30 protein-coding genes are annotated in these 25,982 nt (G+C 53.2%); 17 read left to right on the forward strand and 13 right to left on the reverse strand.

Annotated elements, in window-relative coordinates; all coding sequences use genetic code 11:
* The first annotated feature begins 96 nt into the window (after nt 1-96).
* The 3 genes from GEOBRER4_RS07725 (at nt 97) to GEOBRER4_RS07735 (ending at nt 3,646) form a co-directional block, all read left to right on the forward strand.
* Entirely contained in the window at nt 97-1,719 is a 1,623-nt protein-coding gene (locus GEOBRER4_RS07725) for an ABC-F family ATP-binding cassette domain-containing protein (RefSeq protein ID WP_185244910.1), read from the forward strand.
* 106 nt (nt 1,720-1,825) lie between these two features.
* The gene (locus GEOBRER4_RS07730; protein ID WP_085813097.1) at nt 1,826-2,218 is read left to right on the forward strand and encodes a hypothetical protein; all 393 of its coding nucleotides are present in this window, start codon (nt 1,826-1,828) and stop codon (nt 2,216-2,218) included.
* 228 nt (nt 2,219-2,446) lie between these two features.
* A complete protein-coding gene (locus tag GEOBRER4_RS07735; RefSeq protein WP_185244911.1) occupies nt 2,447-3,646 on the forward strand; it encodes a class I SAM-dependent rRNA methyltransferase in 1,200 nt (399 codons plus the stop codon).
* A gap of 14 nt (nt 3,647-3,660) precedes the next feature.
* On the opposite strand, the gene GEOBRER4_RS07740 is transcribed toward GEOBRER4_RS07735, so the two are convergent.
* Nucleotides 3,661-4,068, reverse strand: coding sequence for a bacteriohemerythrin (locus GEOBRER4_RS07740; protein ID WP_185244912.1), 408 nt, complete (start codon nt 4,066-4,068; stop codon nt 3,661-3,663).
* A 102-nt stretch (nt 4,069-4,170) separates the two neighbouring features.
* Here GEOBRER4_RS07740 and GEOBRER4_RS07745 point away from each other — a divergent pair, with 102 nt between their 5' ends.
* Entirely contained in the window at nt 4,171-4,764 is a 594-nt protein-coding gene (locus GEOBRER4_RS07745; RefSeq protein WP_185244913.1) for a hypothetical protein, read from the forward strand.
* Nucleotides 4,765-4,860: 96 nt separating this feature from the next.
* Here GEOBRER4_RS07745 and GEOBRER4_RS07750 read toward each other — a convergent pair whose 3' ends face one another.
* Nucleotides 4,861-5,040 carry a hypothetical protein gene (locus tag GEOBRER4_RS07750; RefSeq protein WP_085813093.1) on the reverse strand — a complete coding sequence of 60 codons (180 nt, stop codon included), beginning with the start codon at nt 5,038-5,040 and terminating at the stop codon, nt 4,861-4,863.
* 108 nt (nt 5,041-5,148) lie between these two features.
* Nucleotides 5,149-5,970: a polysaccharide deacetylase family protein gene (locus tag GEOBRER4_RS07755; RefSeq protein ID WP_085813092.1), complete on the reverse strand. Its 822-nt coding sequence runs from the start codon at nt 5,968-5,970 to the stop codon at nt 5,149-5,151.
* A 188-nt stretch (nt 5,971-6,158) separates the two neighbouring features.
* Between GEOBRER4_RS07755 and GEOBRER4_RS07760 the strand changes: the two genes are divergently transcribed.
* From GEOBRER4_RS07760 to GEOBRER4_RS07780, 5 genes are all read left to right on the forward strand, one after another.
* Nucleotides 6,159-6,605, forward strand: coding sequence for a thioredoxin family protein (locus GEOBRER4_RS07760; protein ID WP_185244914.1), 447 nt, complete (start codon nt 6,159-6,161; stop codon nt 6,603-6,605).
* A 66-nt stretch (nt 6,606-6,671) separates the two neighbouring features.
* On the forward strand, nt 6,672-6,818 hold the full coding sequence (locus GEOBRER4_RS07765) for a hypothetical protein (protein WP_162843120.1): 147 nt from the start codon (nt 6,672-6,674) through the stop codon (nt 6,816-6,818).
* A gap of 74 nt (nt 6,819-6,892) precedes the next feature.
* The gene (locus GEOBRER4_RS07770) at nt 6,893-7,516 is read left to right on the forward strand and encodes an outer membrane protein (protein WP_185244915.1); all 624 of its coding nucleotides are present in this window, start codon (nt 6,893-6,895) and stop codon (nt 7,514-7,516) included.
* A 402-nt stretch (nt 7,517-7,918) separates the two neighbouring features.
* Nucleotides 7,919-8,146, forward strand: a complete 228-nt coding sequence (locus GEOBRER4_RS07775; protein WP_185244916.1) for a hypothetical protein — start codon at nt 7,919-7,921, stop codon at nt 8,144-8,146.
* Nucleotides 8,147-9,291: 1,145 nt separating this feature from the next.
* The gene (locus GEOBRER4_RS07780) at nt 9,292-10,590 is read left to right on the forward strand and encodes a hypothetical protein (RefSeq protein ID WP_185244917.1); all 1,299 of its coding nucleotides are present in this window, start codon (nt 9,292-9,294) and stop codon (nt 10,588-10,590) included.
* A 384-nt stretch (nt 10,591-10,974) separates the two neighbouring features.
* Here the strand turns inward: GEOBRER4_RS07780 and GEOBRER4_RS07785 are convergent, their stop codons facing one another.
* Complete coding sequence (locus tag GEOBRER4_RS07785) at nt 10,975-11,829, reverse strand: hypothetical protein (protein ID WP_185244918.1); 855 nt, start codon at nt 11,827-11,829, stop codon at nt 10,975-10,977.
* A gap of 454 nt (nt 11,830-12,283) precedes the next feature.
* Between GEOBRER4_RS07785 and GEOBRER4_RS07790 the strand changes: the two genes are divergently transcribed.
* From GEOBRER4_RS07790 to GEOBRER4_RS07815, 6 genes are all read left to right on the forward strand, one after another.
* On the forward strand, nt 12,284-13,024 hold the full coding sequence (locus GEOBRER4_RS07790) for a DUF2726 domain-containing protein (RefSeq protein WP_185245297.1): 741 nt from the start codon (nt 12,284-12,286) through the stop codon (nt 13,022-13,024).
* A 17-nt stretch (nt 13,025-13,041) separates the two neighbouring features.
* The gene (locus tag GEOBRER4_RS07795; protein WP_185244919.1) at nt 13,042-13,791 is read left to right on the forward strand and encodes a hypothetical protein; all 750 of its coding nucleotides are present in this window, start codon (nt 13,042-13,044) and stop codon (nt 13,789-13,791) included.
* A gap of 24 nt (nt 13,792-13,815) precedes the next feature.
* Complete coding sequence (locus GEOBRER4_RS07800; protein WP_185244920.1) at nt 13,816-14,820, forward strand: HNH endonuclease; 1,005 nt, start codon at nt 13,816-13,818, stop codon at nt 14,818-14,820.
* A 208-nt stretch (nt 14,821-15,028) separates the two neighbouring features.
* Entirely contained in the window at nt 15,029-15,478 is a 450-nt protein-coding gene (locus tag GEOBRER4_RS07805) for a hypothetical protein (RefSeq protein ID WP_185244921.1), read from the forward strand.
* Nucleotides 15,479-15,511: 33 nt separating this feature from the next.
* Nucleotides 15,512-16,261 carry a hypothetical protein gene (locus GEOBRER4_RS07810; protein WP_185244922.1) on the forward strand — a complete coding sequence of 250 codons (750 nt, stop codon included), beginning with the start codon at nt 15,512-15,514 and terminating at the stop codon, nt 16,259-16,261.
* A 492-nt stretch (nt 16,262-16,753) separates the two neighbouring features.
* Nucleotides 16,754-17,074: a J domain-containing protein gene (locus GEOBRER4_RS07815; protein WP_185244923.1), complete on the forward strand. Its 321-nt coding sequence runs from the start codon at nt 16,754-16,756 to the stop codon at nt 17,072-17,074.
* A 471-nt stretch (nt 17,075-17,545) separates the two neighbouring features.
* Here GEOBRER4_RS07815 and GEOBRER4_RS07820 read toward each other — a convergent pair whose 3' ends face one another.
* From GEOBRER4_RS07820 to GEOBRER4_RS07840, 5 genes are all read right to left on the reverse strand, one after another.
* Nucleotides 17,546-17,911 carry an HIT family protein gene (locus tag GEOBRER4_RS07820; protein ID WP_185244924.1) on the reverse strand — a complete coding sequence of 122 codons (366 nt, stop codon included), beginning with the start codon at nt 17,909-17,911 and terminating at the stop codon, nt 17,546-17,548.
* Nucleotides 17,912-17,931: 20 nt separating this feature from the next.
* The gene (locus tag GEOBRER4_RS07825; protein ID WP_197971396.1) at nt 17,932-18,972 is read right to left on the reverse strand and encodes an HNH endonuclease; all 1,041 of its coding nucleotides are present in this window, start codon (nt 18,970-18,972) and stop codon (nt 17,932-17,934) included.
* A 55-nt stretch (nt 18,973-19,027) separates the two neighbouring features.
* Nucleotides 19,028-20,035: an HNH endonuclease domain-containing protein gene (locus GEOBRER4_RS07830; RefSeq protein WP_185244925.1), complete on the reverse strand. Its 1,008-nt coding sequence runs from the start codon at nt 20,033-20,035 to the stop codon at nt 19,028-19,030.
* 184 nt (nt 20,036-20,219) lie between these two features.
* On the reverse strand, nt 20,220-21,239 hold the full coding sequence (locus tag GEOBRER4_RS07835) for a hypothetical protein (RefSeq protein ID WP_197971397.1): 1,020 nt from the start codon (nt 21,237-21,239) through the stop codon (nt 20,220-20,222).
* Nucleotides 21,240-21,265: 26 nt separating this feature from the next.
* On the reverse strand, nt 21,266-22,018 hold the full coding sequence (locus tag GEOBRER4_RS07840; RefSeq protein ID WP_185244926.1) for a DUF6946 family protein: 753 nt from the start codon (nt 22,016-22,018) through the stop codon (nt 21,266-21,268).
* A gap of 200 nt (nt 22,019-22,218) precedes the next feature.
* Here GEOBRER4_RS07840 and GEOBRER4_RS07845 point away from each other — a divergent pair, with 200 nt between their 5' ends.
* Nucleotides 22,219-22,839: a recombinase family protein gene (locus tag GEOBRER4_RS07845; protein WP_185244927.1), complete on the forward strand. Its 621-nt coding sequence runs from the start codon at nt 22,219-22,221 to the stop codon at nt 22,837-22,839.
* Between the two features lie 57 nt (nt 22,840-22,896).
* Here GEOBRER4_RS07845 and GEOBRER4_RS07850 read toward each other — a convergent pair whose 3' ends face one another.
* Nucleotides 22,897-23,109 (reverse strand): hypothetical protein, encoded by a 213-nt coding sequence (locus tag GEOBRER4_RS07850; RefSeq protein ID WP_185244928.1) that lies wholly within the window; start codon nt 23,107-23,109, stop codon nt 22,897-22,899.
* 8 nt (nt 23,110-23,117) lie between these two features.
* Complete coding sequence (locus tag GEOBRER4_RS07855; RefSeq protein ID WP_185244929.1) at nt 23,118-23,342, reverse strand: hypothetical protein; 225 nt, start codon at nt 23,340-23,342, stop codon at nt 23,118-23,120.
* Between the two features lie 225 nt (nt 23,343-23,567).
* Between GEOBRER4_RS07855 and GEOBRER4_RS07860 the strand changes: the two genes are divergently transcribed.
* Complete coding sequence (locus GEOBRER4_RS07860) at nt 23,568-24,299, forward strand: metallophosphoesterase (RefSeq protein ID WP_185244930.1); 732 nt, start codon at nt 23,568-23,570, stop codon at nt 24,297-24,299.
* A 1,005-nt stretch (nt 24,300-25,304) separates the two neighbouring features.
* On the opposite strand, the gene GEOBRER4_RS07865 is transcribed toward GEOBRER4_RS07860, so the two are convergent.
* Nucleotides 25,305-25,517, reverse strand: coding sequence for a DUF3800 domain-containing protein (locus tag GEOBRER4_RS07865; RefSeq protein WP_185244931.1), 213 nt, complete (start codon nt 25,515-25,517; stop codon nt 25,305-25,307).
* A 24-nt stretch (nt 25,518-25,541) separates the two neighbouring features.
* A complete protein-coding gene (locus GEOBRER4_RS07870; RefSeq protein ID WP_185244932.1) occupies nt 25,542-25,940 on the reverse strand; it encodes a GIY-YIG nuclease family protein in 399 nt (132 codons plus the stop codon).
* Nucleotides 25,941-25,982 lie beyond the last annotated feature (42 nt).

Genomic DNA, 25,982 nt, shown 5'->3' on the forward strand with positions numbered 1-25,982 from the left:
AACTTGTGGAAACGCTCCCTTGAGAAAAATTAAGTTGTCACTGGCGCACCCTTCATGCTAACGCTGACCGGTTACGATCAAACTCCAGGAGCATTCATGATCCATCTGTCCAACATCACGAAGCAGCACGGCTCGCAGGTCCTCTTCCGCGAGGCGAGCTTCCAGATACTCCCCGGCACGAGGACCGGCCTCGTCGGTCCCAACGGCGCGGGAAAGACCACCCTCTTTCGCATCATCACCGGCGAGGAGGAGGTCGACGCCGGTGATATGACGCTGGCGAAGAAGACGACAATCGGCTACTTCTCTCAGGACATAGGCGACATGCGCGGGCGCTCCGCGCTGCAGGAGGTGATGGCGGTCTCGGCCGAAACGGTGCGCCTTGCCGCCGAGCTGAAGCAGATGGAAGAGCAGATGGGGCTCCCCATGTCCGACGACGACATGGCTTCTCTTCTGGAGCGCTACGGCTCCGCGATGGAGGAGTTCGAGCACCGCGGCGGCTACGACCTCGATTCGCGCGCCCAGGAGGTCTTGACCGGCCTCGGCATCGGGCCGGACCGCTTCCATAACCCCGTGGAATCGTTTTCCGGCGGCTGGCGCATGCGCGTTGCGCTCGCCGGCATCCTCACCCTGCAGCCCGACGTATTGCTTCTGGACGAGCCGACCAACCACCTGGACGTGGAATCGATCATCTGGCTCGAAGAGTGGCTTGCCAGCGAGTTCAAGGGGGCCCTTTTGATGACCAGCCACGACCGCGACTTCATGAACCGCGTGGTGACCCGGGTCATCGAGGTGGCCAACAAGACGGTGACGACCTACGGCGGCAACTACGACTTCTACGAAAAGGAGCGTGACATCCGCCGCGAGCAGCTGATCGCGAGCCACAAGCGCCAGCAGGAGATGCTCGCCAAGGAGGAGGAATTCATCGCCCGCTTCGCCGCCCGCGCCTCGCACGCAGCGCAGGTGCAGTCCCGGGTGAAGAAGATCGAGAAGATCGAGCGCATCGAGATCCCCCCCGAGGAGCGGGTGGTCCGCTTCGAGTTCGCCGCCCCACCTAGAAGCGGCGACGACGTGGTGGTCATGGATGCGCTCGGTAAGAGCTGGGAACAGCCCGACGGCTCGGCGCAGCCCATTTTCTCCGGGGTCACCGGGGTCATCAAGAGGCTCAGCAAGATCGCGGTGGTCGGCGTGAACGGCGCCGGGAAGTCCACCTTCCTGAAGGTGCTGGCCGGCGAGACCGAGCCGAGCCAGGGGAGCGTGGCGCTCGGGGCGAACGTGGAGCTAGGCTACTTCAGCCAGCACGCCATGGAGATCCTCGATCCCAAGAAGACCATCTTCGAGACGGTGCAGGACGTGATACCGCTGGCCACCATCGGCGTCATCCGGAACCTGCTCGGCTCCTTCCTGTTCCAGGGGGACGACGTGGACAAGCGGATCGAGAACCTCTCCGGAGGGGAGAAGAGCCGCGTGGTCCTCGCGACGCTCCTGGCCAGGCCGGTCAACTTCCTGGTGTTGGACGAGCCGACCAACCACCTCGACATCCGGTCGCGCGAGATCCTCTTGAACGCGCTGGCCGACTTCGCCGGGACCGTGGTTCTGGTCAGCCACGACCGGCACTTCCTGCGCCTTTTGGTGGACCGCGTCATCGAGGTGGACCACGGCGAAATGAGGCTCTACGAGGGGGATTACGACTACTACCTCTCCAAGACCCATCACGCCTGATCTTTAGAGATACAGGATTAAGCTCAGTTAGATTCTTGTTTGCTTGCCGCTCCGCTCCATGCTATAAAGGCAAGCACTTTACAATGCCATCGAAAAGGAGAGCACCATGTCCAACAACAAGAAAAACGAGATGACCTTTAAATACATCTTCCAATACGACTACAACCCGATCTACGTGAACGGAGCCCACGGCGGCATCTCTCCGCGCGGCGAGCTGGTGATGAACTTCTACCTTGAGCGCCAGCCGCTCCCCAACTCCATCACCCACGAGATCACCCCTGCCGGCACCATCGGTCCGGAGACCGAGGTTGAGCCTGCGGACCTGACCCGCAGCCTGGTGCGCCAGGTGATCAACGGCGTGGTGGTGAACTACAACACCGCGCGCGAGCTACACTACTGGCTGGGCGAGAAGCTGAAGGAGATGGAAGCCCTGGAGCAGGCGAGGAACGCGGCGATCGCTGCGGCGCAGCAGGCGGCAGGCTCCGGCCAGGTTCACTAAAAGGCGGACCGGGCATCACCCTTGACCGAGGGGCGGGCTCCTTTCCAGGGGTTCCGCCCCTTTGAGTTTCCATCAGCTAACGGCATCGCACACGGATTTAGCGGATGACGCGGATAACGGCAGATTAAGCTAGAGCAGGGGTTTTGTTTGATCCGAAGTTATCGGTTTCGATCCGCGTCATCCGTGTGCGATGTGCTCTTAGGGTTTTGATTTTTTGCAGAGGATAAGATGTCGAAAGCATGCACGGTAGGACCGGAATCGGTGCGGATGATAGAACTGGGGCACCCGTGGATCATCGCCGACAGCTACACCAAAAAGTGGCCGGCGGGCGAGGCGGGCGACCTGGTGGAGCTCGTCGACCCGGCTGGGCGTTTCCTGGCCCAGGCGCTCTTGGATCCCAAAGACCGGATCGTGGCCCGGGTGCTGTCGCGGGAGCGGATGCGCCTGGACCGGGGGTGGGTGAAGGAGCGGCTGCAGCGGGCGATCACACTCAGAAGAGACCATGCCGGGCTCATAGACACCGACGCCTACCGCCTGGTCAACGGCGAGGGGGACCTCCTTCCCGGGCTCACTGTGGACCGCTACGGCGACTACCTCATGGTGCAGATCTACTGCTCGGGGTGGCGCAGGCACCTGAAGCTGGTGACGCAGGCACTGGAGGAGTTATTGGAGCCTGCCGGCATCTACGAGAAGGGCCGTCCCCAGAATACGCGCGAACTGGAATCGGGTGGGGAGGGGAAGAAATACGGGCATCTGCTTTCCGGAAAGCCCGCTCCGGAACCGCTCCTGGTGCTGGAGAACGGGCTCAGCTTCCAGGTGAGCCTTGAGCGCGGTCTCAATACCGGCTTGTTCCTCGACCAGCGCAAGAACCGGCGCGACCTGATGGCCCGGGTGCAGGGGAAGCGCTTCTTGAACCTCTTCAGCTATACCGGCGCCTTCTCCGTCGCCGCAGCCGCGGCCGGTGCCAGCCTCGTCACCAGCGTGGACGCCTCGCCTGGGTACATGGAGCAGGCGCGCTCAAACTTCAGCGTCAACAGGATGAACCACAAGCGCCACGAATTCCTGGTAGGCGACTGCCTGAACGTGCTCGACGACCTGGCGCGGCAGAAAAAATGCTACGACGTGGTCCTCATGGACCCGCCGTCTTTTTCCACCACGTCCAAGAGCCGCTTCACCACGCGCGGCGGGACCGCGGACCTGGTCGCCGCCGCCATGAAACTTTTGAAAGGGGGAGGGTTGCTGATCGCCTCCTCGAACCATCAGAAGGTGGATCTAGCCGATTACCTGAAGGAGTTGCGTCGCGGCGCGCTCCAGGCAGGGGGGACGCTGCAGGTGGTCTCGCTCTCCGGGCAGCCGGAGGATTTCCCTTACCCGGTCACCTTCCCGGAGGGGCGCTACCTCAAGTACGCCATCTGCGTCAAGGGGTAGCGCCGGATAGCGCCTCAGCTCTCGCCGCAGTCGTGCAGGTGCTTGCTGTAGCGCTTGTCGGTCAGTTCGATGTGGTTCAGCACCCAGCTGGACAAAAAGGTCAGCAGTTCCAGGGAGAGGCCCGGTTTTCTCGCGTCGAGCTTCTCCTTGAAGGCGAAGGCCTTGGCGATGAACCTCTGGTGCTCCAGTTCATGCAGGGCCATTTCAGGGTACTTGTGCTTGCGGAAAAGCTCTTCCTCGAGCGCGAAATGAACCTGGGCGTAGTTGAACAGGTTGGTGAGGATGTCTTCGACCATGTCCTCGCCGGCTTTCTCCCTTATGGCGGTGTCGAGCTCGCCCATCATCTGGATCAGCCTGCAATGCTGCTCGTCGATCTTGGCTATTCCTACGCTCATGCTTTCAGACCATTCGACCATTTCCATTGATCTCTCCCTTTGTCGCGCATGCATCTGTCGATTGTGGCGACCTGCAGCACTGCGTGTTATGTTTGGATTTGCTTTCCACTGTCCCTGCCGGAGCGTGTGATGCCAAAGCCCGAAGAAGAACTCCAGATCGCCTGCCAGCAGATCCTGCTACCCGACGCGTCGGTTTTCTCGGTGCAGTGGGTGGATCTCCCCCTCTTTCCCGGCTCCGGCATCGGTGCCCGTCAGCTGCTGGAGCAGTACTTCGAGGTGATCAGGCGCTGCACCCTGGGCTTTGTTCGCCCTGCCGAAAACGCGGACGGGGTACACTTCCGGGTCCTGTCGACGCGCTTTGCGCTCCTCTCTTTCGAGCCTGCAAGGTACGAGGCCGGCGATGAGCTGGAAGCGGTGCATCTCTGTATCGCCGGCGGCTTGCTGGTGCAGGCGGGGGAGTGCGGCAGGGGGATGTTCTCCCTGCTTGAGCAAAGACGCCCCGACGGGGTGCGGGTCACCGTCGAGCTTTCCGACTACTGCCCGCTTCTCCTCGGGAGCAGCACCCCCTCCAGGCTGCGCAAACTCCTCTACGGCCTCACCCAGTCCTACTTCCACAAGGTGGTGACGGTGAAGTACCTCTCCCACCTCTACCGTTTCCTTACCGGCACCAAACAGCGGGCCCGCGTGAAAAAGGTTCAGGTGCGACAGGGGACGGAGATCTGACTATTTACTTTTCGGTTATTGGCTCTGCTACTTGAGGAATTTAACAGTGGCGGGGGGAATGGACTAAAAGGTAGATAAAGGGGAGAGGCTGCTTCCTTATTTATCCTTTTCGGGGTGGTTGAGCGCCTCGTACAGGGCTATCTGTTCGGCGCTGGAGAGTTTTTTGCCGCAACCCTTCTTCCCCCTGCACATCCTGCAGCGGTCGTCCGAGCACCACTGGCAGAAGTTGCAGTCGGCGCAGGGGTGTTTCTTGCAGTTTTCCTGGTGATCCGCCATCTTCCGTTTCTCCCGGCTGGACCTGCCGCCGTTGCCAAAAAAACGGGGGCGGCTTCCCCGCGGCGTAGGTGACGCCGCTTTCGGGAAGCCGCCCCCGGCTCACATCGATCAGTAGACGATGTTTCTCTTGGGGGCCTTCCCTTCCACGATCTGGGCGAAACCCTTCCCCTGGTCCGAGTTGATCAGCAGGTAACGCGGGAGCTTGTTCACCCTGTCCTGGGCGGTTGCGTGGTGCGCCTCGATGGTGAAGGTAGCCACGTAACCGGCATCGGCCGCCTTCTTCAAAAGGTAATCGTCATAGATGCCGAAGGGCCAGGCCAGCAGGTCGACCTTGGTCCCCAGCTGGGATTCCAGGCGGTCCTTCGATTTCTTGAGCTGTATCTGCACCGACTTCTCGAACTCGGCCGGTGTCATCTTTTTCTTGTCGCGCTTGAAGTTGGGATGCCAGAAGGTGTGCGACTGGATGTCGAACCCGTTCTTCTGCAGGGTGCGCAGCTGGTCCCAGGTCATCGCGTACTTCGCGTTGGAGATGGCGGAGGGGTAGACGAACACGGTGACGGGGACGTTGTATTTCTTCGCAAGGGGGAGCATGTCCGAGTAGACCGACTTGTGCGCGTCGTCCTCGACGATGACCACGGACTTGGGCGCCGGCGCGGGGCCCTTCTTCAGGTAGTAATCCACCAGCTTGCGCAGCGGGATGACGGTGTAGCCGTTATCTTTCAGGTACTTCAGGTGCGATTCGAAGACGCTGGTCTTGATGGTCATGCCGTCGGCGACGGTCGGGCCGAAGCGGTGGTAGAGCAGGATGGGGACGTTGACCCCCTGGGTAACGGCGGGGGCGTTGGCCTTTATCACGGGACCAGCCGCGTGTGCGCCTGGGGTTAGCATGAGGGTGGCGGCGAGCAGCAGCAAAAGGATTCTGCACTTCATTTCTTGGTAAGACCTCCGGACTTTGGTTCCCTTTCTTCGGAAAGGGCGCAGCAGCCACCTACCATAGCAGAAACTCCTGAAATGTGAAACGCCGAAAGAGCGGAAGGAAATTGCCGGCCCCCTTGGGCTCGTTCCGGGATGGTACAATTGCTCTCGTTGCGCCCAGACCAGAAAAAGGAGGGTTTTCCATGACACAATACCTGGTGAAATGCGGCTCCTGCGGGGCCTCGAACCGTATCCCTGCCGAAAAGGAGGGCGTCGCCGGGCAGTGCGGCAACTGTCGCGCCAAGCTCCCCGTGCTTTACCTTCATCCCCAGCAGTTGAACGACGACAGCTTCGACGCCTTCATCTCAGGGTACAACGGCCCCGTGCTCGCCGAGTTCTGGGCTCCCTGGTGACCCCACTGCGTCTCATTCGCACCGGCGGTGCGAAAGGTGGCTGAACTTCTGGCGGGAGAGGCGGCGGTGGTGCAGATCAACAGCGACGAGAGCCCGCGGCTCTCCGCGCGTTTCATGGTCCGGGGGATTCCCGTGGTTCACCTGCTGCGCAAAGGCTCCTCCGTCGGCCAGCTTCAGGGCGCGCAGAGCGCGGAGTCGGTGGTTAGCTGGTTCAGGCGCAGCGCAAGGGACAGATAGGCTCAATTGACAGTCGGCCCAGCTTTGGCAGACTTACTTAGTACATACAATGGAGAGGGAGGGAGTATGACCAGAGATCAGTTGCAGATTCTGGAGAACCAGTTGGTGGCGAACTGTCAATACAAGGGGGTTCAGCCCACTGTGCACAAACTTCTGGAAAGCCTGTATGAGGGAAAGAGCCTGGATCAGATACTTGAAGAGCTGTTGGAATAACTTTGACAGCATGCGGCCATTAGATGTAGATAACTATGGCGGCGGCAATGGCCGCCATAAAAGGAGGATCCCATATGAAAAAGACAGTTTTGGCTTCCATGGTGGTAGTGGCAGCTCTGGCGCTCCCCGGTATCAGCTCTGCGGCTTCCATGCGTCCGGGTCCGTACGTTTCCGGCTTCATCGGAGTGACCATTCCCTCGGATATCCATGCCGGAGGGGATTTCAACGACACGGTGAACTTTGACCCCGGGCTGAACATCGGCGGGACCGCGGGCATGGACTACGGCACGCTGCGGCTCGAAGGGGAGATATCCTACAAGGAGGGGAACGTCGACACCATCTTCGACAAGGACTCCGGTATCAGGTACGCCAATACGGACGTGAGCCTCAATGCCACCGCGTTCATGGCGAACATGTTCATCGACCTGCATAACAACGGCCCGATCACCCCCTACTTGGGCGGCGGGGTCGGCTTTGCCGTTTTGAGCCTCGACGATGAGTTCGGCGATTTCTACACCGGCGACGATGAGGTGGTGTTCGCTTACCAGGCGGGCGGAGGGCTCGAGGTCCCGCTGAACCGGCATATGTCGCTGGACCTGGCTTACCGATATTTCCGCACCTCCCAAGCCAACTTTGCCGACACCCGGATGGAGTTCGAGAGCCACAACGCCACCCTGGGATTGAGGGTCAAATTCTAAGGAGTGAGAGCGCAAGCGGGAGTTGAAGCAAGCGGCATCTGCTGAAGGGGTGCCGAGCGCTGCCTCCCCTGGGAGAGCCCCAGGGGAGTGATTGAGAAAAAACAAGTGAAAGGGCCAGGTACGTCATCGGACGAGCCTGGCCCTTTTTCTTTTCCAGCCGTGAAGCTGTGTTGTCCCATTGAGGCAGCTAGCCTCCCTTATTACCATGGGACTGGTGCGACTTCGCCCGACTTTTTTGGAAAAAGTGTGATTGTGTGTTCCCAATCACAGACCGAAACGTTGATTATCCGTAGCTTCGACCGTGTCTGAAGCTGGATTTTAGTTGATGGACCCCCATTCAAGCGTCGTATCGAGTATCGAGTGATCTAGCGAAAACTATCACAGCGGCAATGGAGGTCGGACATGGCACACAGAGACAGGACGAACACCAAGAAAACGGACCGCTTTGACTATTGTTTTCTCGAAGTGCAGCTGAAGAAAAAAGGGAAGCTGTCCGAGGATCCCGACCAGGTGCGCCTGGTCACGGTCGACAATCAGCTGGAAACCATACTCTTTGTGCGCAACAATCTGGACGCGTGCATCGAAAACATCGCCCTGGTCAGAAGAACGGAGACGGGACAGAAAAGGTGATCGTCGTTTCGAGAGTGACGGCAAATAAAAAGGCCAGGTCGTAAGACCTGGCCTTTGCTGTTTGCATGGTGGGCGATACTGGGTTCTGTGATGGCTTCAAATCGGGGTTCAGCAACCATCTTTCAAACCAGCACACCAAACCACAACCGACTCGTAAGCCAGCTACTTCCCGAGTCTTTCCCCTGCAACAGTAGCCACAGCCTCTTCCAGCACCCTGCTTCGTCCTGATGTTCACACGACACGGTCGTGTGGTAGTTGATGTGGCAATATACCAGAGCATCGGAGCAGGTGTCCATCCCCCACGCCGTAACACTTCACTCCCAGAGCCACGTCAAACCTGCATCGAAACCTGCACCAGACGCTCATATTCCCGCTCTGGAGCCTTTGTTATTGGTCTACCTCCCGATACACCATCCAGCAACCAATCCACCAGCAGCAACTGAACTCCGCTTGTACCGACCTGACTAATTTAATAGACAGCAGTCCGAATCTGGATTAAAATGACTCTGTCGTCCGTGACGACTGTGTGTTTTATCTTTCTGTATTCTACAACTTTACTCCTGCCACATTACATCTCCACTCATTTCCAAATCTCCAATTCTATCTTGGATTAACAATCCAATCTCGATTCCATAAAAAACAATATGAAGCCGTATCAGCAATCAATAATTTAATTGGTGATTACCGGAACCCGTGATACGGTCAAATCAGGTTGAGCAACAGTCACTGGTGATGAAGGTTACAGTCGATGGTTGACCGCAGGTCAGAGTACCCTACCAAGTAGATCCTCTCGTAGCTCCAGTTACTACCCCTCACCACATAACCCCATGCGGGACATCTGGGCCGGTTTGCCATTCTCCGGTCGTTGCGGACGTGCGTCTTCAGCTCCCGTCAACCGATCAGGACAACTGCATCCAGAGTAACCGCTGGAAATCAAAGGAGAATACGCAAATGAAAGAAGAGCATCTGTCTGGAATTAGTTCCAAATGGGAAAAAATTGCAACGCAAAGGGAACGCAACGACGCACATGCCAGACGTGCAATGCTGGAGAGCATGTCGAAAAGTAGCTCACGAAGAACGCTAGGAAGTTTCTGTGGCTCAGGCTCCAACCAACCATCCAGCAACATCCACAGCAGGGGGGCGAGATGACACCAGAAGAACTCGACAACTCGATCCCGCTGAACACCAGCGAATTCTGGTACAGAGTCGATGCACCAGAGATCATCTCCACGATCTGGACAGTTGTCTACGGGGCCGACAAGTACCGACCGGACAGCAAACAGGCTAACCACATCAGGCTGCTTCTATCGAAATTGTACACCTGCCACATGAGCGGGTACGACTGTATCGGGTACTCAAGGTACGGGGTGAGCTACAGACTCAAAAACCCTAAGAATGTACTCCAGTTGAGCTTCCGAGTAACTACGGCCATCATAGATGCGCTTTACAGCGCAGGTTACATTGAAGACTGGAGAGGGTTCACCTACGCAGATAAGTCATCACGCATGAGAGCCAATGCGTCGCTGATCGCCTTGATCGAGGACGTACAGCGGCCAATCGCATTACCGCTCAACCACAGGATCCCCGACGACTCATTGTTCATCAAATTCAAAGACCATGAAAAGAATCGGATACCATTCGTTCACGACGAGTTCACCCTCGCGTGGAACCAGCAGTTAATCGACTACAACCGCCTTCTTGCCAGAAGTTCTCTTTCCCTTTCCTGCCCGATTCCCGAGAGGGTGAACTTCGACCGACGCATCGTAACCCGCACCTTCAACGACGAGAGTCTGCGGCTGGGAGGACGGTTCTACGGTGGCTGGTGGCTACGAATAGAAAGCAACTACCGCAAGCACATCCTGATCAACGGGGAGCCAACGGTGGAGATCGACTACAAGGGGATTCACGTATTCCTCGCCTACTTGATGGAGGGGATCGACTGTTTCAAGCTCTTCGACGGAGATCCATATGTTATCGACGCCCCCGATCTCGGGATGGAATGGCGGAAGGTAACGAAAGCCGTAACTCTGAAATGCCTGAATGCCAAGAGCAGAAAGGAGGCTGCTGCCAGCATCAACAGCGACATGAACCTGAAGGAGAAGGAGGGGAAGAAGAACAAGAAGAAAATCAAAAGACATCCGAAGTACAAGCCGAGCCAACTGGTTGATATGTGCATCGAGAAGCATCCTCTTATCAATCACTACTTCAATTCCGACTGCGGTAAGATGCTCCAGTTCTACGATTCGCACATCGCATCGCAGGTGATTCAACACTTCCTCGTTTCCGAAATTCCGATTCTCCCTGTCCACGACAGCTTCATCTGCCAGAGACGACATGCCGATAAACTCGATCAGGTGATGAAGAACGTTGTCGAAACGTCATACGGACTGGAACCGATCACGAAGTGGAACATGGTTTGCGAACAATCTGAGGATGTTGAATGAAGTTATTCAATACATAGAATACAAACCTAACCTTTCACATTACGCATCTCGTTTTCGTGATCCCTGCAACAGCCAGTAATTCCGACAACCTCAATTACATCAGGCCAATCTCAGAAGGCGATGCTCCTGCAAAAACGAGTTGCGTAATGTGAAAGGTTTATTTGTAGTGGTGTGTATAGATATACGAGAGCAACACCTTCGAAGCCAACCACCACCGTATCAATAGCCCGAGGTCGAGTGAGATCCTGTGACATCGGAAAAAAAACTACCACTAGGATTGTAATCCAAGTTTGGATTTGATACTATCACAACGTCTTAGATGCTAAAGATAGCATGGAAGGGGGTGCGATATGGCGGTGGTTGGATACGCGAGGGTTGACGTGTTTATACCCCGATTTTTAGCTGAACCGTGAGCAAATCAGACACAAACCCTTGTAAAGCCGCTGCACATTTCCCAACAGCCTGCTGAGATGGTGGAGGAGTCTCACCATGCACTAATTTGCTCCGCAACCCGTAAGAGTACGAGAAAAAAGCTGGAGCACTTCTCCCCGCATACATTCGTTCGCCAAGTCTCTCCTGTGCGAGACGCCGTCCTCCCTGATTGATCGACTCATTTCGGAGCCATCGCAAAGAACCACGCATCGAAGCCCTGTCCTCGGGAGAAAGCGTCGAAGAACTCTCTGTTGCTGCGATCATAGCTTCGACATGTGCAACAGCTTCAGTTGATCGGACCTTCAACTCAATTAGAGCCTCCACTGCCATTACCAGCAAGATCAATCTTGATTCAGGTGTCGTTTGGAAAAAAGAGGCGTTAAACATTTCCAGCGAAAGTCGTTCCCGTTCAGATAAAGATATTGTCGTCTCAAGAGCGTTAGCCAATATACCCTCAAAACCCTTTTGCCCCACTCCTGTACGGATGTCGGAGTTCAGTGAAGCGAACTTCGGAGGAGGATCTGTTTCATACACCATCAGCCCATGAACATCGTTCAATATGGGGGTGCCGGATTGGGCTGAAATTTGGTTTAAGAAGAGTGGCGAGATCCATGATGTCGGCCCCCTGTGGCCATAATCCGCGCCAACGCGTAGTCTTGCCAGTGTAACAGCAAGTGCATCGAGCGATTTTTTTCCTGCTAGTTCAGCATCTTCTTTTGTAGCGTATCCAGTGCTTTCAAGGATCAAATCTTTCGACCGTTGAATCGGGACGTTAGGGTCATGGGAGCGAAGGATGAGCGAAGACATGCTCGGACCCGGCTTCAGATGCAAGACCGGGACCTCGATATTTATTTCGGTGGAAGCGCGTTTGAACCGCAGTCTAAAGCTGTATGTCATCTCAATATTCCCACTTCCCATGCGCCAACCACGCTCTATTCAACTCTTCCCGGTACTGCCGCCACATCGGCATTAGCTGGTCCATCAACGCGGTAGAGCAGTCCGTTATCACTGACTAAGCTAACAGCACCACATATGGCACAAGCCTCTGAATTGGGTGTGACCTTGGCATTGCATTAGATAAACAGGGATACTACTGCCTCCTCTGCGCTAATGCAATAGCATTAAAGAGAGGTTGTGTTCTCAACGCGGGACGTCCATGGGGCAGGGAATCTGTCATAGAGCCAGAATATGAAATGATTTAAATCTCAACTCATATGTGGTAGTTTCGAGTCGCATGATTTCATGAGGGGAGACATTGGCAATGAATTTGGTGGTCGTATTAGCAATCGTTGTCATTCTTGTTGGGCTGTTAGCCGCTCTGAAGATCAAGTCACCAACTAAGGACGGTAGTCTTGCTTTCCAAAGCCGAGAGCCGTTTTTATCTCCTGCGGAGCGATCATTCCTCGGGGTGCTCGAACAGGCTCTGGACAACAACTACCGTGTGCTTGGGAAGGTTCGCCTCGGCGATCTTATTAAACCAGCAAAGGGGTTATCCAAAAGCAAGCGTGTCAGTGCGCTGAACAAGGTTAACCAGAAGCATGTTGATTTCGTGGTTTGCTCCTCAACGGATCTTGCGGTTCTCGGTGTGGTTGAACTGGATGACCAGTCGCATGGCCGGGAAGACCGAGCAGAGAGGGATCTCTTTGTTGATGAGGCATTGAGTGGTGCTGGCATACCCATCGCACGATTTTCTGCGAAGAAGGGGTATCAGATCCAAGAGGTTAGGACCAAGTTGGCCGATATGTTTAAGATAACCTTGATTGGATCCGCATCCACGCTTCCGCAAGCTCAGGAGCCTACTCCCCCACAAGCCGTTTTGAAAAGTGAACCGGGATCGACGCCGACGGTCGCGCAGCCAGAACACATGGAAATGATACCGATGTGCGAAAGGTGTGGTGCGACCATGGTCAAGCGACAAGCCAAGAACGGGGAGCATGCCGGAAAATTCTTCTGGGCATGCTCGACCTTTCCCAAGTGCCGTCAGGTGGTGGCAATAACGTAAGGAAACAGGGAGATCCTGTGCCAGACAAAGACCGAGAACGATATTACTTATCACGCCTCCGTGAGTGTTTGTCAGACATTCCCGAGAGTGAACCATCAGAGCCAGAGCCACCGGACTTTCTGTTCGAATCACCGGACAGCCGACTCGGTATCGAGTTGACTACATTTTTTTACCCCCCTGAACCAAACAAGCAGCCACAGCAAGAAATCCAAAGTCTTCGAAACTACATAACCAGACGTGCAAAGGAAATGCACGCCGACGCTGGTGGCCCTGCATTGTACGTCACCACTTTCTTCAATGGAAACTTCCCCATTTGGAAGAAGGACATTTCTCGCCTTGCTCGCTGTCTCGCTGATGCAGTCTTTCAGGCCTCAGTACCGACGTCGGTCAAAGATAAGGCTGTTACCTTAGGGCACGCTGAACTGCCGCAGGAGATACTTAACGTAAGAATCCACGGTAGCGTAGATGGTATCGATAACCTGTGGTATGCCAGTTCTGGTGGATGGGTGGCGTCAATTGGCTCTGACCATGTCCAGCAAGAGATTGACAGGAAGAGGAAGAAGGCCGTTGCTGCTAGACGGCACTGCGAAGAGTTGTGGCTGGTTATTGTCAATGATGCTTTCGAGAAAGGAGCACCAGCTGATCTCGTAGATGTTGCAAAGACCCATGCATACAGTCATGAATTCGACAGGCTACTGTGGCTAGAGCCGCATATCCCGCGCGTCTTCGACCTTTGCAGGACCGTCTCTGACTCTTATGCAAAATGACTGTGTCTCACTGAGGAGGCGCTGATGAAGGGACAAGTATTCACCGTCGCAAAGCTCCACTACATTAACGGCGTCGTGTTCAAAGCCGCAGAGTCTCGAAGTACAACCATTGAGACCTTGGCAGGGAGCTATCCCGAAACGACCAAAAGTGGCAATGCGAAGCACCCCGAGAAAAGAGTGCGTGACCTCGTTCGCCTTGCCGCTGGGGTTGGACTGCTAACTCTGGACAAGCATAAGGTCGATATAACCGAACTCGGGCAGAGGTATTACCATGCCCGAAGCCCTCTTAAATGGGGACTCTCGGATAAGCAGCGTGTAATTCTCCAGCAATACATTCTGGAAGATCCATATCGCACGGAGACGATCTACGCCATCACGACCCTCCTCTTCTTGACTAAAGCTGGATACAAAGGAGACAAGCTGTCGAGACAGTACGCGATTGAAATCGGGAAAGCGGCAGCTTGGAAGTCGGACGTGACCTATGCGGGGTTTACGAAGTTTGGTCTGAGTTATATCGAAGAGTTGGGCCTCATGCAGGTATCTGAAAGTGATTTGATGGCTGGTGGCCCCTCAGCCGAGGAACGGTATCAGGAGAAGGTCAACACTGTAAATCTCATAGTGTTGCCGGAAGGCCAACTCCCGGCACCAATGCCTGCGACCATAGGTAGAAGGGTGAGATATCCCAGCAACCCAAGGATCTCAAAGACCGCTCTGGTTGCAGCAGATTTCAAGTGTGAGCTGGATTCCAAGCACATCACCTTCAGAAATTGTGCATCCAATAATCAATACATGGAAGCTCACCATCTGGTCCCAATGAGCAAACAGGGACTGTTCGATGTGCGGCTGGACGTACCGGAAAATATTCTGTCACTCTGCCCAACATGCCACAGGAAGATACACCTTGCTGACGATGCAGAACGAAAGGCTACGGTCGAGAAGGCTTTCCGTCTGAAGGCGAAGGGGCTTCCGACCCGAGGGATCCACATCGACTTTAAAAGGCTTTGCCAGCTTTATAGTTTTCCAACTTAGGCTGGCGGATCAAAGATTTCAGCCGCAGTGCGAGCCTGCAAGCATCTGGCACAGTCACCGATAGAAAAGGTCGTGCCTGGTGGACAGACCGGTGCTGATAGTGGCGGACTGGATGAAGCGATGGAGCAGGCATTCCAGTAGGCGAAACTGTCGGAAGGAAGACTGGCCCCCATGTGGGAAAGTGATATTACTTCTAAAGAGGAATGAAATGATCAACGAGATTTCGATTGACGAGATACGTGCATCGGTGGGGAAAATGCCCCCTGAGGAAAGGGAGAAGGCGCTTTCACTTCTGTCTTCAATGAAAGTTGACTTGAGCAAAAGTAGGGGCGAGTTAACAGGCACAGGCGTGTCAGCCTTCATTTTTCAAAACACCGTCCACCCTGCATATTCCCACAAAGATGTATTCGTCAAAGTCGTTGAACTTCTCGTTAAAAAATGCCCAGAGCAGGAGGAACTCCTCTTCAGGATTAAGGGAACCAAAAAGAAGTATTTTTCAAGATCAGTATCCGATTTCAAGCACGGGTACGAACGAATTAGAGGAACTGATATTATAGTAGATACAAATGATAATGCAGCACAGCTTAATCGTAGATGCCAAAGAGTTCTTCAAGCTTTCGGCATAGCCCCATCTTCGCTTATCATCATTCCCAAATAAAGTGACTTTCGCCTTCCATGTGGGACATTTATTGTGCAGATTGAGAATCTAGATACTCAGTTTGATAGTAACTTCAACCAATTGGGCCAACTGAAATGGTTCCCTTGGGTCGGAGATTTGTATGCATCTTCTTCAGAAGGAAGTAGACTATTCTTTCTTGGTGAAAGCTGTTATGACTGGGGTAGCAGCTCTGCTCCTGAAAGATTAAAGCAAAATACCTTTACCAGAGAGATGGTGGGAAAATCCCACGGCATAAACCCGAAGTCCAAGGAGAAATTTTTTAGAAACATGGAGAGAGCCTTTTACCTTAAAGGAAAGGTTTCGATAGATGCTAGAGTAAAGCTTTGGAGGTCTGTTTGCTTCCACAATCTAGTGCTTAGACCCATGGCGAGTGTCAAGCAAAGACCTTCTTTGGTTGACTATATAGATGGTTGGAAGGTTTTCTTCACGTTGGCGGAAATAACTAAACCGAATGTCTGTATTTTCGCTGGAACTGATTGGAAAAAACTTCACTCCTTCAAAGAGGTTGCGAGAGAGAGTGACAATGTTGTCATGCCTCAGACATGGCGAAAAAAGGTTGGTCGGAGTCGAGGAAGCCACTTAATTGTAACAACAAGGAGGGGTCATTCTTTTTCGGTTGTGTTTATCAAACACCCAAGCATGTCCTTCAGTTGGAAAATGTGGGGTACGTTTGTCCGAGAACAACTAAACCAAATCGAGTCATCTCCAGACATATTAGTTTCCCCTGCTTTTCCAGATCAAGCATCTGCATATATGCCTTGATCGCCTCTTCGAACTCCTCATCAGACCACTTCGTTGGCTGCTCAGAAATTTTTGAGTCTGGCCATTGTGTGGCAGTTGGGACGAAGATTCTACTGTTAGGTCGAATCTAACCCTTCCCATCCCATCCGTCTCGATCTTTAGATGATGCGGCTCAATCGCGGGATCCTTTTTGTTCTGAAGGTGATCCAGATGGCTCTTCACCCTCGAAGTTGGGCATCCAGCCATTTTGGCGCCGATCTGCATCACTGCCAATTGGGACGTACAGGTTGATGGTGCGGAGTTTACTGACGGTAACAAGCGTAGCACCGGACTGGTAGATGAGGTTGCTAACGGAGATCCACCCGGTGTCTTCGTATGAGAGTAATTGCATCAAAACGACAGTTGAATTATCACCCTAGCAAAGGTCATAGATTTGAGCGATTGCATAGCACCCGTCACGGGATAAACTGAGAAAGTAATACCTATCTCGACAACATCTGGAGCGGAAAGCCAATGGACCTACAGACAGCTTGTCGCATACTTGGGGTTGAAGAAAATACTTCTACAGAGGCTCTTGACGCGACGAAAAAAAAACTATTGAAAGCATTACATCCCGACAAGCACCCTCCGCAACAAGCAGAAATTTTCACAAGGATGACAAGAGATGTAATCGAAGCCGCACAGTTTCTAGAAAAATATGTTTGTTCTCACCAAGATCGAAAAACAAAAAGTGAAAAAACCAAAACGTTGAGTCCATTGAAACTGTTTTGTTTAGAGAGGGACCTCAACACACAGGTGAAGGCAAATCTTCTTCTAGGATGGGCTCATCAGTAATATTATACAATAAGCATTATACTTATGACAAAACACTTGCTATAGCTGTTAATAAACTCGATGTTAACTTCACTTGGTCGCAGACTTCGTTTGGAGTTAGAACAGAGCAAGCTGGATGTGCTTTGTATTTGACACTTGCAAATAGAACCAAAAAAATGGTTGAAAGGATATATGTTGCAGGAAATTGTTACTTACTCGACAACGACGGAAACCAGTATTCATCGGTTGACAATAACTTTTATTGGATGGATGGGCGTTCTTCAAGTTTTAACGCCCATTCATCTGTGTTAGCTCCAAATGCGAGGCTGCAAGGTTTTGTATTATTTCCTAAGCTTAGATCATTCCAGAAATTTAAGAGATTCTTTTTCAAATGTGAATTTTGGATTGACTCTGAGATGCATCAAGGGAACTATGACGTAGAGTTGATATGGCCTTGACTGCAACCATTTTTCCCACTGCACTTAGGGTGCCTCAATACAACCCCTTCTCCGGGATGCAGTACCTCACTCCACCCTTCGGATTCTCCATGTCGCCAACGTACCTTGGGATGACATGGCAGTGGAAATGCATCACAGACTGCCCTGCTGCGGCTCCGCAATTTATTCCGAGGTTATAGCCGTCAGGTTCATGGTCCTCCTCAATGATGATCTTTACCGTCTCGATCAGGTGGACAAGTTCCTCCTTCTCCTCTGGTGATAGATCAAAAAAAGTCTCCTTCACCTCTTTGGAGATGATCAGGTGGTGGCCGGGGGACACCGGGAATCCATCTTCTATCACAAAGAATCTCTCCGTCTCTAGAATCCAGCGGTCGGCTGGCAGTTCGTAAAAATCTTTCACCTAAGCGACTCCTTTTATAATTACTCCCTCACCAACCTCGGCACGCTGAGGTAGATACTCTGCAAAAACGACATCCGGTCACTGGAGTGATGACATCGACGGTGGCAATTGGGGCAGACTGCGACTGCATTCGTGTGGGTATCTGAGCCCTTCTCCGATAATTGCTTGAGGTGATGAACTTCCAAGAATGGCTCCCCTACCAACGTTGAAAAGGGGGCGGGGTTACCACATGCTTCGCATACACCTTTAGCGTTCTCCAGCACCCATGCTTTCACTACTGGGTCCCGAACAAATCCGGTAGAAGTCCCGGTGGTTTGCTTGGCTGTTTTTTGCCCTTTTGGAGGTGCGAAGACGTCTACTTTCTTCCTAAGCTTCTGTACCCTTTCCTCCAGTACGTCTGGGTCTTCAGTGGGAATATAGTCAGCAGGGTCATGGTAGTTTAGCCTAGTTAAAAGCTCCATGATCTTCTTTTTACCATCAGGTCCTACGTTCTTAGCCGGAACATACCCTGTGACATGCGGCATGGAAAGTTCCACCAGCACAGCAGAAATGTTCTGCATCCGGTACTCGACTGAAGCTTTTGTCCGGCTTGCCAGCGGTCCTTCGCGAAGAGTTACGTTGACATCGCTTTTCTTATATGGTTTCCCATCCCTCTCTTGCTCAAGCATCCAGAGATATGCCTTAACGGCAGCTTCAAATTCATCGTCAGTCCACTTCTCGGAAACGCCACCTTTTTTTTCCACATCATCGCCTTTACTGACCGCTTCAAGATCGAATCGGACTTTCCCATCATCTTTTATCCTCAGTCTGTGTGAAGCCATGCCTTGGTGGGTGTCATCGGTAAGGTGAGACAGGTGGCGCTTTACACGAACAATCGAAGTTCCAGCCGCCACTGCAATTTCCTCAACAGAAGATTCCCCCTTGAGGACTGCAAGGTCAATCACTCCAGCCTGCTTGTCTTCCTGATGTCTAAGCCACGTTCTTCCATACAGTGTTGCTGGACGCTTCCCTGCCAGCACGTCCAGTGTATCCTCAAAGTCTCTCGCATGTCTGTTGGTCATGCTTCGCCACCCTCCTCGTCAAACATCATACTCCTCAAGCATCGACTAAAACCTATTACCTCCGGCTATTGTTCAGCACCGTAATCATCCTCCTGTAAAACGGGTCGTGCTCAGGGCTGTACGATAGCGACCCTCCCCAATAATGCGGGCCGAGAATCATCCTGACTTTACCGTAATGCCTCTCCAAGCACGACCTACGCGCATCAGGAGTTTTCCCCAGTGATGCAATGATCCTCCTCTTCCAAGGGTGGTTGGAGCCGATGATGTTCTCGTTCCGGGCAATTAGCTTCCGCATGTAGTGCTCACCAACCAACCTATCCGACTTCTGTGTATTGCAGAAGGAATGGGAGAGCACCAGATTCCAAATCTCGTCGTGCTGCAAGACCTGCCGGGGGAGGACGTGATCAACATGGATGTCATCTGGCGGAATCGGCTCGCCGCAGTAGAAGCAGGTGTTGCCTTGGTATCCTTGGAGGAAAGGAATATTGCTGGTTAGGTTTTTCCTTTTGTACCCATTCTCAAGGTAGGTCAGACGGAGGTCGTTCGAGAGGACGAAGTTCTCTTGCTGAATTGAGAAGGCCCCCTCCAGTAGGCTCCATCTGGCATCCAGTTCTTCTTCCAGTTCAGTCGTGTCGGCCTCGACAATGCGGTGGAGATCGTCCGTAAGGATCAGCTCTTTGCCGAAGTCAAAGCGGTAGAACTTCCCCTTGAACGACTCGTCATTCCCGAGGTTGTCGAACCTTCGGATGACATCGCCGAATGCGTTGGCTCCGACTTCCTGAATCGCCTGATCAAGGGACAGCTTCCCCGCTAGATGGAGCTTGACGATCCGCTCCATGACCGTCTGCCGGGACGGCGTTGCCTGTTGTGGCATTGGATCATGGGACAGGCGTTGTTGGTACTGAAGGAGGAACTCCGTCGAGAGCTGCTCCCAAGTAACTCTGGTCTGCCCATGCTCGGCAAGAGAGAGGAGGGTCTTCCCTAGAGCGATTTTGTACGTCGCCTGATTGAGGCCAAAAAGTATTAGAGCTTTCCAATAGTCTTTGTCGGTGAACGCCATCATGTAAATGCTTCTAGCAATTCCTCTCTTTAAGTCAACAGCGCTCTGTTTAAATTATCTATCCCTATTGCTCCGGATGGTATGAACCGGGTGGCGTCAGCAAAGCTAATACGGTCGTGTACAGTCGTCCTAGCGGGTGGAACAGCTTATTGAAAGAGCCGACTCGGCTGATGTTGGACTCGTCAAGCTACTTAGACAGGTTTGGGGTGAGTATGGTTGTCTTCACCTTGTCCATTTGAAATACGACAACCTGAATGTTTAGCCGTGATAGTGCTGCCTTCAAATCATCGGCGATTGGCTCATCGTGTGGAAGCACTATTACTCGTCTGCAATCTGAAGCTGCTCCGTGTACCATGAGTTGCCCGATGGCAGAGTAGACATTTTGTCGCGCCGTACTTGTCTTCACCTCATAGACCTCGATGAGATCAGTTCCCTGTAGTATCCCAAAATCTATCAACACGTTTTTGACTGGTCTTGCAGTTTTCGGAAGAGAAAGAGAGCAACGCCAATCCTTCACTGCGTCAACGACTTCCCCGTGTCGGGATAGGTAATCAATTTCCGATGAGCGCTTTCCTTTTCGCCGTCCTTTGGACTCTGAATAAAAATCTTCAAAAGCCCTTTGTTTTTGCTGAAATTCAGGTGTATCTATTTCTTTATCACGTACTGCTTGCTTGAATGCTGCAATAGCGTCGATGTATTGCGTTGAGGATTTCGTTGCTGCCGCTCCTTCAATGGGCATGACGATGACTCCGTCCCTAATGCGTCCAGAAGAGCAACCAACTTCAACAAGAAGCTGATTTGACCATGAGAGGAAGGCGCTTTTCCCAACACCTTTCCTGCCCCCCCCTACACCACCAGAGTGCATTAGGTAGATTGTTCCGGTGTTGTTGTCACGCCCGAAAAATCCTTCGATCTGTGCGTCTATTCCTTCGTAGGGGATGTTAATTTCAACCGAAATTTGCAAACCTGTTTTCTCTGCAAACAGACCAAACCAGTTCAATTTTCGAGGGTGTTTCTCCTCCTTACCATTACAATCAGCGGACCAAAACCAATGGCTTCCGTTTGTGGTGACCTTTGCGTTTGGAATGTTCCCACCCGGATAGCCAATCGCTTTTACTGCGACCCGAGTGAATTCTCGCCGCATGGTTCTTTCCAGAGTACGTTGTGCCTCTGCGATCTCTGTTTTTGATTCTAGCAGTGTGAACATAGCGCTCCTTGCGAGTACAGGATTTTTTAGATGACGGCGATCACCTTTCCAACGAAACAGTCCACTCCACCAACCGAGAAATGGCCGTACAAACGATTCGGTGCTACCGTGATTCCGTCAGAGCACAGCGTCTGAACAAATCTTTCGAAATCGCGGTGGTTTCGACTAAGATTTTCCATGAAAGTTAGATCGGTGTGAAACTCATGGACCACAAAGGCGGCTAGAGATGAAGAGTCAAGTTTTGCTTGAAGCGCAGTCCCGCATATCGCGGCCAACAACTGGTATCGGACTGCGCCCCACCTCGATTCTGTTGGCACTCCAGTCTCTCCGACCATCTGAAGGAGAGCCTGAATCCTCTCGGGAGCCTTGGTGGAAATCCCAGACTCGCGTCGTTTCATCGCCCGTCGCCAGTATTCAGCTACGGTTTCATTTCCGAACGCTTCGTCTGCTTTGGCTTCAATGCACACCGTGAGCCGATGGACAGTTGCCTCACCTATCAGAGCGAGATCATGATTTCGCCCTTCCCCACGCTGGGGGAGGCGGGTCACCTTCTCCGGTACTCCACTCAGCAGCTTCACCCCACGGAGCCACGACGTCGAGAGGAGTAGCGTTTGAAGCTCCGCCGGAACCGATAACGTATCTCCCCGGAACCATGCCTTTGCAAGCTCCATAGCACTACGGCCCTCCTTCCACTGGTACTCTCTCTTGGGGCGTGTCCAGTCCTCCCAGCGTAGGATCGACATTCCGTCCGGTCGATACAGTGTCAGCGTCTTTGTCATCTTCTCGCTCCTGTGAGGTAGCTAGACCGCTATAACCTGATGTCAGCCACTGTATAGCACGGATCGACATTCAAACGTAGCACTTTCTAATCTCACCTAGAACTGAACCGCTACGGCGGTCAAGAACGTTCTGGGAACGGAGATTTTTCGGGAAATCCATGGCGGATAAATAGATGTGACTCCAGTCGAATGAGGAACTTATGGCCACAAACTACGGATACATCGACGTCCCCGCCACCACGCCGGAGCACTATGCCCAGCATTACGGGATCCTTGCCTTTGCCACGAACAACGGACTTGGACCTGTCCACTTCGTCAACGAGTCCGCATCGCCCCCGGTCCCCGGAACCAGCCCTGTCCTCGCCGGTATGGTTGCGGAACTGCTGCCGGAGGATACCATGTTCGTCATGACCTTCCCACCGCTCGGCAAAACGACGGTGGAGATCCTCAACGTTCTCTCCGACCTGTCTCGGCGCGGGGTTCGGGTGTACGTCGTCAACAGCGGTTTTCGGCTCGATGACAACGCGGAAGCGCATGTCGTCGGCACTGCATGTTCGTTGATCGCTCAGGTCGAAACTGAACTGGTGACTCGGCGTCCGGCTTTGAAATCGACTCAGGAGCCTCCTGCCGAAGGCCAGCCGACCCACTCCCTTCGCCGTACACGGAAGTCTCGCCTCGATGAGAAGGCCGGGGAAATTCAATCGCTCCTTGCCAGTGGAACCACGGTCGCCGAGGTGGCAAGGCTGCTGTCCGTCAATCGGCAAACCTTGAAGGACTGGTGTGAATCAAGACTTCTTTCCAAGGTACAGCCTTTAGGCTGAAAAAAGGGGCCAGCAGATCATCCACTGGCCCATCACATTTCAATTTTCCTTTCAGGCTTACCGTGCCTCTTTCGAAAATACTTCGTTCAGAGCTTGCTCATGCGCACGGTTCACGTTCGCGAGCTGCTCGGAAACGTTGAGCAGTCTCATTTGGCGGTCCAGTTCGAATTTCTCCTTTAAGTACCGGAAGAGGAGTTGCGTTTTTTGTTCCCTGATCGCCCTGAGGGAACTATGAATGTCTTCAGGCGCTTCTGTCATTTCATCTCTCATGGTTTCTCCTATGACTCAGTCTCAAAGAACTGGTCGAGTTGTCGCTCATTTTGCTCATTGATCCGCGCTTCGACCTCGTCGTCCTTCATCTTGGCAATCAGTTCGTTCAGCGCCATGTCGTCCTCCATGAATTCTGCGAGGAGGTGCGTTTTCAGGAGCATTGCTTCTTGAATCGTTTTGGGCGAGTACCGAAGTCTTGCTGCCAGCGTCGTCAGGTATTCAGTGTTGGTCATGTTGGTTCACCTCTTTTCAACTTTGATTAACTTCCACTCGTATTTATATTGTCGTGAGAGGCCGCTGCTGACCTCGGCTCCGTTGGTCCCGCTGGTACAAATCTTCATCCCCTCACCTTCTAAAACTTTGTTAAATGTGGTATATTCTCGCCCCCCTGAACCGGGGCATTGCTCTGGTTCAGTCATGTCAGAGGAAACTTTTGACGGTAACGAATGAGGCGGTGTATGACTAATCGACGCACCATAGTCATTGGCGACTGCCATGGGAATCGGAAGACTGCACTGGAGATTCTGGTGTCGCTTCGTCTGGAGAGGGGGCGGGATACAGTCATTTTCCTCGGTGATGTCATCGATAGGGGGTGTGATTCGAAGGGTGTGCTGGACCTTATTATGTCAATGCAGAGAGAAGGTTTGGCAATGATGGTGCGCGGTAACCATGAGCAGATGCTGTTGGACGCAGCCAACAGTGGGATAGAGGAAGACTATCTTGAGTTCATCAACAACGGGGGCGAAGCAACCCTACTGAGTTTCGGTGTTCCACACCCGAGCCAGATCCCCTCGGTTTATCTCAATTTCATCAGCAACACACCGCTCTTCTGGGAGAATGCAACAAACATCTGCGTTCACGCTGGATTGCCATGTAAGTTGGTGGAGCCGATTTCGGCTGCCGACCGATGGGATATGTTGTGGACAAGGACGACTTGGACGGACCCTGCATTCCTAAATGGAAAACGGCTGGTCACCGGACATCAGATTAAATCCCTGAATGAGATCCGGGGGAGTCTGGCCACCGACCATGTCTTCATTGACAACGGCTGCTACCTTGGTGCTGGGTGCAAGGGCGGAACCAAAGGAAATCTTGTGGCGCTGGTACTGGAGACGAACGAGCTTTATGTCCAGCCGAACATAGACGGGGTCCCGCTACAGGAACTTCCGAGCAAAGGAGCTTCCAAATGATCTCCATCGAGACACTTGAGTTCGCCCAAATCGTCGCCTCTCGATTCACCGCCTATGACACCCGGATCTAGTCGATGCGTCAGGTCGCAGCACGGTACGCTAAATTGGCGACAGGAAACGAGGGCTGTCGGTTCTGGCTCAGGCTCGGGAATCTCTGGACCGGCTGGTCGATCAGCAGGACTACCACGCTGCGCTCGAAGTGCCGGGATTCGCTGCCGACTTACTCGCTCTTAACCGTGCTGATCTTGCTCATCAGGTGATCAATGCCTCAATTCAGATCTCCGGGGAGCTTCGACCGAAATTCGCGGCCTCGATGTTGGCCGTTACCGCAGAGGCAGCTTTTGGAACCGGCGAGGTTGAGCTTTGCCGAGCGTTGATCGAGCAGGTGATGGAGTACGTCCATGGTCGGAGGCGATTTCGGTTCATTTACGACGACAGCTTAGACCAACTGGTTCTGCTTCTCCTACGCCTCGCGACGAAGCGCTTGGGCTTGCCCAAAAGATAATCGGCTTCCAGAGAGCGAAAGCATTCGCGGAACAGGCAAGGTTCAGCAGGGGGGATGTTCGGGAAGCATATCTGGAAGAAGCTTTTCGAATTGCCAGATCGACGCGAGCCGAGTATTCGGTGGCAAAGGTCGCTGAGGTTCTTGGGGAAGGTGGCGAGTTCGACCATGCTCGGCAGATCGGTGCGGAGATAAACAGCAGCACGTTCAGTTCGAGGCGTTGCTGACTTTGGCTGTTCACCTTTGCAACGATATGGGGGGGTGGAAGAACGAGCGATAGAAGAAAAAGGTACGTCGCCGGATAGAGCGGCTGAACGAGCAGCCTGAAACCGAACCTGTTCAGCACTGATCAGTTAGCTTTGTCTAACAGGCTCCTAAGGTACTGGTGGCCATCTCCGCTCAAAATGTCCAGCTCTCCCAAGCTCACCAGCTTCAGTTCCTCCCTCGCCCGGTTCAGGCGAGCCAGCATCGGCGGAACAATTGTGTTGGCATGTTCTACGAATTTAGCCGAATCCATCGAACAGACGGGGATCTTGTAGCCCTTCGTGCTGCTGAAAGAAACGAGCACGTACACATTCTACAGCAGTACGGGTCGATGGCACCGCACTGGTCGGCAGGAGAACTGCGGTAAGGATGTAGAAGTTGCTTACACCATCCTTCTCGGTGCTGATGCTGGTATCGCCGTATTCGTCGATGAAAACAGAAAGATCGCGCACTACTGTGGCCCTCCTCGCTCACGACTAACTTTTCAACCCGCACCCGTTCCATTTCGGCTGTAGTTTACCAATGAGGCTGTCTTCCAGCCCGGCGGCAAGGTTGATGTGGAAATCCCCGAGGTGGAGAAGACCATGATCCGGCAGCGCGTAGATTTCTACCGTGTCCCCAGATGTAATTAGGTCATTTAACAACCGATTCCCCTTGATGTTGGTGCTTTGGGTTGTACCGGGGTTCTGGTAGCCGTACATGCGCTTCTTCAGGGGCTGGGTGGTCTTCCCGACGTACAGAACCTCCCCACCCGATATGAACGCGTACAGCACGTTACGTGATTCTCCTTCGCATTCCAATGCGCAGTCCAGTTTCCCTTGAGTCAGTTGCCACCGCCCGACAGGACGGAAACCAATTTTGGTCAGTCGCTCCATCGTTACCTTCCTTTATATCTTAATTTTAACCGCTGCATCCTA

The sequence above is a fragment of the Citrifermentans bremense genome, assembly GCF_014218275.1.
Taxonomy (GTDB): domain Bacteria; phylum Desulfobacterota; class Desulfuromonadia; order Geobacterales; family Geobacteraceae; genus Geomonas; species Geomonas pelophila.